This is a genomic window from Paraburkholderia sp. BR10937, assembly GCF_040965695.1.
Taxonomy (GTDB): Bacteria; Pseudomonadota; Gammaproteobacteria; order Burkholderiales; family Burkholderiaceae; genus Paraburkholderia.
The window spans coordinates 24,101-33,947 of record NZ_JBFRCL010000081.1 but is presented as its reverse complement, the minus strand read 5'-3'; the positions used below and the strand labels follow the sequence as shown (position 1 = coordinate 33,947).

7 protein-coding genes are annotated in these 9,847 nt (G+C 67.7%); 2 read left to right on the top strand and 5 right to left on the bottom strand.

The window, feature by feature from the left end:
* Both AB4Y44_RS38755 and AB4Y44_RS38750 read right to left on the bottom strand, forming a co-directional pair.
* Positions 1–860 (bottom strand): NAD(P)H-hydrate epimerase (locus AB4Y44_RS38755; RefSeq protein WP_368702458.1); only part of this gene is annotated, 860 nt, incomplete at its 3' end.
* Positions 861–971: 111 nt separating this feature from the next.
* Complete coding sequence (locus tag AB4Y44_RS38750) at positions 972–2,267, bottom strand: FAD-dependent oxidoreductase (protein WP_368702457.1); 1,296 nt, start codon at positions 2,265–2,267, stop codon at positions 972–974.
* Between the two features lie 343 nt (positions 2,268–2,610).
* On the opposite strand from AB4Y44_RS38750, the gene purL reads away from it, so the two are divergent.
* On the top strand, positions 2,611–6,687 hold the full coding sequence (purL, locus tag AB4Y44_RS38745) for a phosphoribosylformylglycinamidine synthase (RefSeq protein WP_368702456.1): 4,077 nt from the start codon (positions 2,611–2,613) through the stop codon (positions 6,685–6,687).
* A gap of 222 nt (positions 6,688–6,909) precedes the next feature.
* A complete protein-coding gene (locus AB4Y44_RS38740; protein WP_368702455.1) occupies positions 6,910–8,025 on the top strand; it encodes a Fic family protein in 1,116 nt (371 codons plus the stop codon).
* Between the two features lie 68 nt (positions 8,026–8,093).
* Here AB4Y44_RS38740 and AB4Y44_RS38735 read toward each other — a convergent pair whose 3' ends face one another.
* The 3 genes from AB4Y44_RS38735 to AB4Y44_RS38725 form a co-directional block, all read right to left on the bottom strand.
* On the bottom strand, positions 8,094–8,873 hold the full coding sequence (locus AB4Y44_RS38735) for a peptidylprolyl isomerase (protein WP_342923916.1): 780 nt from the start codon (positions 8,871–8,873) through the stop codon (positions 8,094–8,096).
* Between the two features lie 69 nt (positions 8,874–8,942).
* On the bottom strand, positions 8,943–9,251 hold the full coding sequence (locus AB4Y44_RS38730) for a BolA family protein (RefSeq protein WP_368702454.1): 309 nt from the start codon (positions 9,249–9,251) through the stop codon (positions 8,943–8,945).
* Positions 9,248–9,781 (bottom strand): septation protein A, encoded by a 534-nt coding sequence (locus AB4Y44_RS38725; RefSeq protein WP_069268086.1) that lies wholly within the window; start codon positions 9,779–9,781, stop codon positions 9,248–9,250. The genes AB4Y44_RS38730 and AB4Y44_RS38725 overlap by 4 nt, the downstream gene beginning before the upstream one ends.
* Positions 9,782–9,847: the final 66 nt, after the last annotated feature.

The window sequence follows — 9,847 nt, the reverse complement described above, 5'->3', positions numbered from 1 at the left end:
GCCGCGAGAATGGGCGCGCCGCACATGCCCGTGTCGCCGCCCACGACGGCGAGCGTGCCGAACGTGCCCTTGTGGGTGGCGAAGTCGCGTGCGGGCAGCGCGGCGGCGAAGAGCGCGGGGGCGTTCAGGCGCACGACGCCCGGCGTGCCTTCGGTGTCGATGCCGATCGGCGCGACCGCGACGGCGCCTGCATAGTCGCGCCCGACGCCCGTGTACAGGCCGGGCTTGGCGGCGATGAACGTCACGGTATGGGTCGCGCGCACGGCGGGGCCGCTGCCGACCACGTTGCCGGTGTCGCTGTCGAGGCCGCTCGGCACGTCGAGCGCGAGCACGTGGCCGTGGCTGCGCGCGCGTGCCGAGAGGGCTTCGGCGAGTTCGGCGAACACGCCCTCGAGCCCGCGCGCGAGACCGATGCCGAACATCCCGTCGACGAGCCAGCCGTAGGCGTCGAACGACGCGGGCGCCGACGCGGCGATGGGCACGCCCGCCGCACGCGCCGCGGCGAGCGCCCAGCGTGCGTCGTCGGGCTTGACCTCGACGGGCATGCAGACTTCCACGGCGACGCCCGCGCGATGCAGTTCCGTGGCGACGACGAGGGCGTCGCCGCCGTTGTTGCCGGGCCCGGCGGCGAACCAGACCGGCTTGTCGCTCGCCGACGAGGGCGCATGCGCGAACTGCTCGCTGAGCAAGTGCGCGGCAGCGGCGCCCGCGCGCGCCATCAGCGTGTGGGCAGGCAGGGCCGATTGCGCGGCGACTTCGGCCTTGCGCAGCTGTTCGACGGTAAGCAGCGGGATCGCACGGTCGTGCGGGTAGACGAGCACCGGTTGCCCGGCGCCAGAGGAGTGGGGAGCGTGCGTCATGACGATGCGGTCCTCAGAGGCGACATCGCAACGATACCCGAGCGCGCCCTCGGACGGCACGCCCGAGAAGCGCGGTGACCGGCACGGCGGCGCGGCAACGCCGCCCGCCGCTCAATCGCGGCCCGGCGAGAGCGCCTTGATCGTATCGGTCGGCAGGTCGGGCGCCGTGTTCGAAATCTGCTGCGCGATGAGCCGCGCCGAGCCGAGCGAAAGCGCCCAGCCTGCCGGCCCGTGGCCCGCGTTGACGTACAGGCGCGGATGGTTCACGTTGCCGACCGCGGGCAGGCCGTCGGCGGACAGCAGCTTCATGCCCTCCCAGGCAAGCGCGGCCGAAATGCGCGCGGCGCCCGGCGCCCAGTCGCGCGACGCCTCGCCGAGCAGCGCGAGGGCGTCTTCGGTGAGCGCCTCGGGCAGCGCGTCATCGACTTCCTGTGCGCGCAGCAGCACGGCGGCGCCCGATATGCGCAGCCGGTGATTCATGCGCGCAATGGCGATGCGCTTGCCGGCGTCGACGATCGTGGTCTGCGGCACGCATTCCTCGTGCGCCACCGGGGAATTGAGCGTGTGCATGCGCAGCGGATAGAACGGCATCTTGAGGCCGAGCGGCGCGAGGAGGCGCGGCGTTTGCGCGCCCGCGGCGACCACGACGGCATCGCCCGAGATCACTTCGACGTCGCGCGAGCGGCCCGCTTCGTGCGCAGGCGGCGCGAGCTCCACGGCCGCGCGCCGGTCTTCGAGGCGAATCGCATTGACCTCGCGGCTCATCTCGAACTGCACGCCGCCCTGGGCGTCGAGCACCTGCTTGAGCAGCTTCACGAAGAGCGGGCAGTTGGCCACCCGGCCGGTCTCGAAGCGCACGCCGCCCGCAAACGGCGGATCGGCGGGGATCGCATGGTCGAAAGCCACGCATTCGGCGGGCGACAACGCGTGATGAGGCGTCTCGAAGCGCCGCAGCAGTTCGAGGGCCGGTTGCGTGAGCGACCATTCGTCGTTGCCGCGCACGAGGTAGAGCAGACCGTCGCGCTGCTCGTAGTCGAGCTGGAAGCGCGCGTCGATGTCGGCGAGCGCCGCTTGCGCCGAGTCGATGAGCGGGCGCAGCAGCGCATAGCGCCCGGCGAACGCCTCGGAGCCGTGCAGCGTGGCGAGGCGCTTGACGAAACCGTGTGCGTGGCCGCGCCAGCCCGTCTTGCTGATCACGCCACCGGACGATTGACGGCCATTGCGCAGGAAGGTGGGGCCGAACCAGACGTCGAGCGGCGTGGGCAGCGCAATGCCGCTATGCCCGTAGGTCGCGCCTTGCGCAACGGTGGCGTGGCGTTCGATTACGCAGACGCGATGCCCGGCCGCGCGCAGCTGCCAGGCGGTAGCGATGCCGGCGATTCCGCCGCCGATGACGATGACATCCATGACGATACGATCTGCAGGCAGGTGGCGCTCGCTCGGGTGAGGGCGTCCTGCCGAAGGTGGGGCGTGCGGCGCGCCGAAGCCATGCCCGGGTGCGCCGATCAGACGAAACGCGCAATCATAGCAGCGAAAGCGTCCGCATCGCCATGCGCGAGGCCGGCTTGCCACACGCGTTGCGCGTGGCCGCCGGGGCGGTCAGGACAGGTCTTCCGGGTTATAATCGCGGTCTCCCTTCGCCTGACCGTCGCCATCCCCCCGCGCGACGCATCGCCACCTTGCGACGTGTTTCGCGCGAGGCGAAGCCGCGACGTAACTCTGACGCAACCTCGACGCAACGCCCCAGTCCATGGCCCACTTCTCGTGTTTCCCCGGCGCTTCGGCCCTTTCCGACTTCCGTCAGACCCGCCTGCTCGAGACGCTTCAGCGTATCGACGCCAACATCGTCGGCGTGCACGGCCAGTATCTGCACTTCGTCAATTCGGCCGCGCAGCTCTCCGCCGACGACAGGGCGAAGATCGAAGCGCTGATGCACTACGGCGCGCCGTTCGCGGCCCCGCAGGAGCGCGGCAGCGCGCTCACGTTCCTCGTCGTGCCCCGCTTCGGCACGGTGTCGCCGTGGGCGAGCAAGGCCACGGACATCGCGCACCATTGCGGCCTCGAGCAGGTGCGCCGCATCGAGCGCGGCGTCGAATACACCGTGGTGCTCAAGTCGGGCCTGCTCGGCGGCAAGAAGACGCTGTCGGATGAGGCGCACGCCGCTGTCGCCGCGGCGCTGCACGACCGCATGACGGAAAGCGTGGCGCCTTCGCGCGACGCGGCGCTGCATCTGTTCGACGAACTGCCGGCCCGCCCGATGCAGACCGTCGACGTGCTCGGCCACGGCCGTGCGGCGCTGGAAACGGCCAACGGTGAACTGGGCCTCGCGCTTGCCGACGATGAAATCGACTATCTGGTCGAAAACTTCAAGAAGCTCGAGCGCAACCCGACCGACGTCGAGCTGATGATGTTCGCGCAGGCCAACAGCGAGCATTGCCGCCACAAGATCTTCAACGCGAGCTGGACGATCGACGGCCAGGATCAGGATATGTCGCTCTTCGCGATGATCCGCAACACCGAGAAGATCAGCCCGCAGGGCACGATCGTTGCCTACTCGGACAACTCGTCGATCATGGAAGGCGCGGTCGCGGAGCGCTGGTTCCCGCGCAAGAACCACGCCGACGGCACGCCTGGCGAGCAATATGGCCGCCACACCGAACTCACGCACACGCTGATGAAGGTGGAGACGCACAATCACCCCACGGCGATCTCGCCGTTCGCGGGCGCGGCCACGGGCTCGGGCGGCGAAATCCGCGACGAAGGCGCAACGGGCCGCGGCGCGCGTCCGAAGGCCGGCCTCACGGGCTTCACGGTTTCGAACCTCGACCTGCCCGATGCGCGCGAAGCATGGGAAGACGCCCGCGACGCGGCCGTGCCGCTCGCGCTGCGCAACCCCGCCGACACGCAGGGCGCCTACGGCCGCCCGGACCGCATCGCATCGCCGCTGCAGATCATGATCGACGGCCCGCTCGGCGGCGCCGCGTTCAACAACGAATTCGGCCGCCCGAACCTCGGCGGCTATTTCCGCACCTACGAGCAGAACGTGGCAGGCACCGTGCGCGGCTATCACAAGCCGATCATGATCGCAGGCGGCCTCGGCAACATCAGCGCGCAGCACACGCACAAGCACGACCTGCCGGCCGGCACGCTGCTGATCCAGATCGGCGGCCCGGGCATGCGCATCGGCATGGGCGGCGGCGCGGCCAGCTCGATGGCCACCGGCACCAACACCGCAGAACTCGACTTCGACTCGGTCCAGCGCGGCAACCCGGAAATCGAACGTCGCGCGCAGGAAGTCATCAACTCGTGCTGGCAGCTGGGCGAGCGCAACCCGATCCTGAGCATTCATGACGTGGGCGCGGGCGGTCTTTCCAACGCCTTCCCGGAACTCGTCGACGGCGCCGACAAGGGCGCGCGCTTCGAACTGCGCAAGGTGCAGCTCGAAGAGTCGGGTCTTTCGCCGCGCGAAATCTGGTCGAACGAATCGCAGGAACGCTACGTTCTCGCGATCGCGCCCGCCGATCTGGCGGGGTTCCAGGCGATCTGCGAGCGTGAGCGCTGCCCGTTCGCCGTCGTGGGCGTCGCGACCGACGCGCGCGACCTGAAGCTCATCGACACCGACGAGCAGGCGCTCGCCGCCAACGGCGGCCACCAGCCCGTCGACATGCCGATGGACATCCTGCTCGGCAAGCCCCCGCGCATGCACCGCAACGTCGAGCACGCGAGCATGCCGCTCGCGCCGGTCGAAGTCACGGGCGTATCGCTCGACGAAGTCGCGAAGAGCGTGCTGCGCCACCCGACCGTGGGCAGCAAGTCGTTCCTCATCACCATCGGCGACCGCTCGGTGGGCGGCACGACGGTGCGCGACCAGATGGTCGGCCCGTGGCAGGTGCCGGTGGCCGACTGCGCGATCACCGCGCTCGACTACGCGGGCTACAAGGGCGAAGCGATGACGATGGCCGAGCGCACGCCGCTCGCCGTGATCGATGCGCCCGCATCGGGCCGCATGGCCGTGGGCGAGGCGATCACCAACATCGCCAGCGCGCCCATTCTGTCGCTCGACAAGCTCAAGCTCTCCGCGAACTGGATGGCCGCGTGCGGCGCTCCGGGCGAGGACGCCGCGCTGTACGACACCGTGAAGGCGATCGGCATGGAGCTGTGCCCTGCGCTGGGCATCGGCATTCCAGTGGGCAAGGATTCGCTCTCCATGCGCACGAAGTGGAACGAGGAAGGCGTGGCGAAGGAAGTGGTCGCGCCGGTGTCGCTCATCATCTCGGCGTTCGCGCCGGTCGACGACGTGCGCCGCCATCTCACGCCGCAACTGCGCCGCGTCGACGAGGCGGGCGAGTCGGTGCTGATCGCAATCGATCTGGGCCGCGGCAAGAACCGCATGGGGGGCAGCATCTTCGCGCAGGTCACGCAGCAGGTCGGCGACGCGGTGCCCGACGTGGACAGCGCCGAAGACCTCAAGCAGTTCTTCACGGCCATCCAGCAACTGAACGCGAACGAGCAACTGCTCGCGTACCACGACCGCTCGGACGGCGGCCTGTGGGCGACGGTCTGCGAAATGGCCTTCGCGGGTCATACGGGCGTGTCGCTGAACGTGGACATGCTCACGCTCGACAACGAGCACGAGTCCGACTACGGCGACGCCAAGGACTGGGCGAAGCAGACGAGCGGCCGCCGCGAAGACCGCACGCTGCGCGCGCTCTTCTCCGAAGAACTGGGCGCCGTGATCCAGGTGCCCGCACAGCAGCGCGACGTCGTGATGGGCGTGCTGCGTCAGCATGGCCTCTCGGTGTGCTCACACGTGATCGGCACGCTGAACAACCGCGACTCGATCGAAATCTACCGTGACGCAAAGCGCATCTACGAAGCGCCGCGTGCGGAGCTGCAACGCGTGTGGAGCGAAGTGAGCTGGCGCATTGCGCGTCTGCGCGACAACCCCGCGTGCGCCGATTCCGAATACGACGCGCTGCTCGACGCCGCCGATCCGGGCATGCAACCGCATCTCACCTTCGATCCGGCCGAGGACATCGCTGCGCCGTTCATCGGCCAGGGTGCGCGTCCGCGTGTGGCGATCCTGCGCGAACAGGGCGTGAATTCGCACCTCGAAACCGCGTACGCGTTCGACCGCGCCGGCTTCGACGCGCACGACGTGCACATGAGCGACCTGCTCGAAGGCCGCGCCACGCTCGCCGACTTCGCGGGTGCGGTGGCCTGCGGCGGCTTCTCGTACGGCGACGTGCTGGGTGCGGGCGAAGGCTGGGCCAAGACGATCCGCTTCAACGCGAAGCTCGCGGACATGTTCGCGGCGTTCTTCGCGCGTCAGGACACGTTTGCGCTCGGCATCTGCAACGGCTGCCAGATGATGTCGAGCCTCGCCTCGATGATCCCGGGCGCCGAAGCCTGGCCGAAGTTCACGCGCAACAAGTCTGAGCAGTTCGAAGCGCGCTTCTCGCTGGTGGAAGTGCAGGGCTCGCCGTCGATCTTCTTCGCCGGCATGGAAGGCTCGCGCATTCCGGTGGCGGTCGCGCACGGCGAAGGTTTCGCGGACTTCTCGCAGCAGGGCGACATCTCGAAGGTTGCGGTGGCGATGCGCTACGTCGACCATCGCGCCCAGGCGACCGAGGCCTACCCGTTCAATCCGAACGGCTCGCCGCAAGGCATCACCTCGGTCACGACGCCCGACGGCCGCTTCACGGTGCTGATGCCGCACACCGAGCGCGTGCAGCGCACGGTGACGATGAGCTGGCACCCCGAAGCCTGGGGTGAGGCGAGCCCGTGGATGCGTGCGTTCCAGAACGCGCGCAAGTGGGTGGGCTAACGCGCTTCGCGAACCACGCGAACTTCGCGGACGGTTGACGCCAGGGCAGGGCAACCCGCTCTGGCGGAAAACCCCGGTCATGCCTCGACTGCGAGTGCGGACCGGGGTTTTTGCTTTTTGGGCGCCGCCCGGCGCGGTTTTGCGGTGAATAGCGACGTTAATCGCCGCATATTTTGCGGGGATTAACTTGTGCATGCGGCGAATACGGCTCATAATCGCCGCATGAATAGCGGCGAATACACCTACATCTGGCAGGCCGGCGACTGGCCTCAGTGGCGCTTCGATCTGGCAGCGCTCGCCGAGCCCATGGCCGAGGTCAGCCGTGCCCAGGGCCTGCTGGTGGGCAGGCTGGCCGATGTCGGTCTCGCGCTGCGCGATCAGGCGAGTCTGGCGGCCCTGACGGAGGACGTGCTCAAGACCAGCGAGATCGAGGGCGAGCAACTCGACGTCGCCTCCGTGCGTTCGTCGATCGCGCGCCGCATGGGCGTGGACATCGGGGCGCTCGCGCCGGTGGACCGCCACGTGGAAGGCGTGGTGGAGATGGTGCTCGACGCGACCACCAACAGCCGCGCGCCGGTCACGCGCGAGCGCCTGTTCGGCTGGCACGCCGCGCTGTTTCCTACGGGCTACGCGGGCCTGTCGCGCATCAACGTCGGGGCATGGCGCGACGATGCGAACGGGCCCATGCAGGTGATCTCGGGGCCGATCGGCCGTCAACGCGTGCATTTCGAAGCGCCGCCCGCGAACCGGCTGGAAGCCGGAACGCGGCGCTTTCTCGACTGGCTCAACGGCCCGGCGCAAGAGCCGCCGCTGATCAAGGCCGCTCTGGGCCACCTGTGGTTCGTCACGCTGCACCCGTTCGACGACGGCAACGGCCGCGTGGCAAGAGCCATCGGCGACTTGCTGCTCGCGCGCGCGGACGGCAGTGCGCAGCGCTTTTACAGCCTCTCCGCGCAGATTCAGCGGGAGCGCAAAGGCTATTACGAGATTCTGGAGCGCACGCAGCGCGGCTCGATGGATGTCACGCTGTGGCTCGCCTGGTTCTTCGACGCGCTGCATCGCGCGGTCGATCAGGCACAAATCACGCTGGACGCCGTGCTTGCCAAGGCGCGCTTCTGGCGCGAGTGGGCCACGACGCCGTTCAACGAGCGCCAGGTCAAGCTCCTGAACCGCCTGCTCGACGGCTTCGACGGCAAGCTCACGAGCGGCAAGTGGGCAGCCATCGCCAAATGCTCGTCCGATACGGCGTTACGCGATATCAACGACCTGGTGGCGCGCGGCGTGCTGCGCAAGGCGGAGGGTGGCGGGCGCAGCACGAGCTACGAGCTCGACGCGTAGCCACAAACAAAACCCCGCGCCTTTGCAGGTCGCGGGGCTTTTTGCAGCACGCAGAGCCGCGTGCAGCCTTACTGAATCTTCGCTTGCTTGCGCAGATTCTCTTCGAACGCCTGCAGCTTTTCCTGCTGGATCTGCTGGACGATCTGCGGGCGCACCTGCTCGAGCGGCGGCGGCGTGACCGGGCGGATGTCGTCCACGCGGATGATGTGCCAGCCGAACTGCGTGTGCACCGGCGTATCGGTCATCTGGCCTTTCTGCAGATGCGTGGCCGCCGTCGCGAACTCCGGCACGTAGGCCTTCGGATCGGACCAGTCGAGGTCGCCGCCGTTCTTGGCCGAACCAGGGTCCTTCGAATACTGCTTCGCGAGGTCTTCGAAGCTGGCGCCGGCCTTGATCTTCGCGATCAGGTCCTTGGCCTGCTGCTCGTTGTCCACGAGGATGTGATGCAGGTGGAATTCGCTGCCGCCCGCGTCCTTGGTCAACTGGTCGTAGCGCGCCTTGACTTCGGCGTCGCTCGGCTGGTTGTTCTTCACGAAGTTCTCGATCAGCGCGCGCAGCACGACGGTCTGCTGTGCCACGGCGATCTGCGCCTTCACGTCCGGCTTGTTCGGAATGCCTTCGCGAATGGCTTCCTGCATGAGGATTTCGCGATTCACGAGCTCTTCGCGCACGGCCATCTGCAGCTGCGGCGAATCCTGCTGGCCTTGATGCACGAGCTGCTCGACCAGCGCATCGGCGCGCGCTTTGGGAATCGGCGTGCCGTTCACGACGGCGATGTTCTGCGCAAAGGCGGGAGCCGCCGCGCATGCAGCCAGCAACACCCAAAGATGGGTTTTCTTCAAGGTCATCGGAAAGTCCTAACGGGGCGAACCAAAATGGCGAACAAAAGGATCAAGCAGGTCGAAATCTAGCGTGGGCTACCGGCGCAGCGCCGCGGCTTCTTCGGGCGTGAGCGCCGTGATCGCGAGTGCGTGGATGCCGCGCTGCATGGCCTCGGCCAGCGCATCATACACCATGCGATGCCTTGCCACGCGGGCTTTCCCCGCGAATGCGCCCGCAACGATCGTGACATGATAGTGACCGCCGGCAGCGGCGCCGGCGTGTCCGGCATGCTGCGCGCTGTCGTCGCGCACGTCGATGGAAACGGGGGCGAGCGCCGCGGTGAGGCGCGTTTCGATCAGCGCCATGCGCTCCGCCGGGCTAGCGTTGAGAAAGACGTCGCTCATTCTTCTTCCTTCATGTAACGCGACAGCCACAGGCTCTGGCCGACGATGAACACCACGAGGATGCCGGTCGCGCCGAACAGCTTGAAGTCGACCCACGCGTCGGTGGAGAAGTGGAACGCCACGAAGAGATTGAGAATGCCGAGCAGCGCGAAGAAGATCGACCAGACGAAGTTCAGCTGCGTCCAGATGCGCGGCGGCAGGGTGATCTGCTTGCCCATCATCGCTTCGATGAGGTTCTTGCCGAATGCCATTTGCGAGACGAGCAACACGACCGAGAACGCCCAGTAGAGCACGGTGGGTTTCCACTTGATGAAGGTTTCGTCGTGCAGCATCAGCGTCGCGCCGCCGAACACGACGACGATGCCGAGCGAAAGCCACAGCATCGGGTCGACCTTGCGGTGACGGAACGCGACCCACGCGATCTGCACGAGCGTAGCTCCAATCGCCACGGCCGTAGCCGTAAAGATGCCCCACAGCTTGAAGGCGACGAAAAAGAGGATGATCGGGAACAGATCAAACAGAAATTTCATTATCGGCCTGAGAGTTGACGAATTGAGCCCGGCAAAAGAGGGCACGACGCTTTCAAGGCCCGGTTT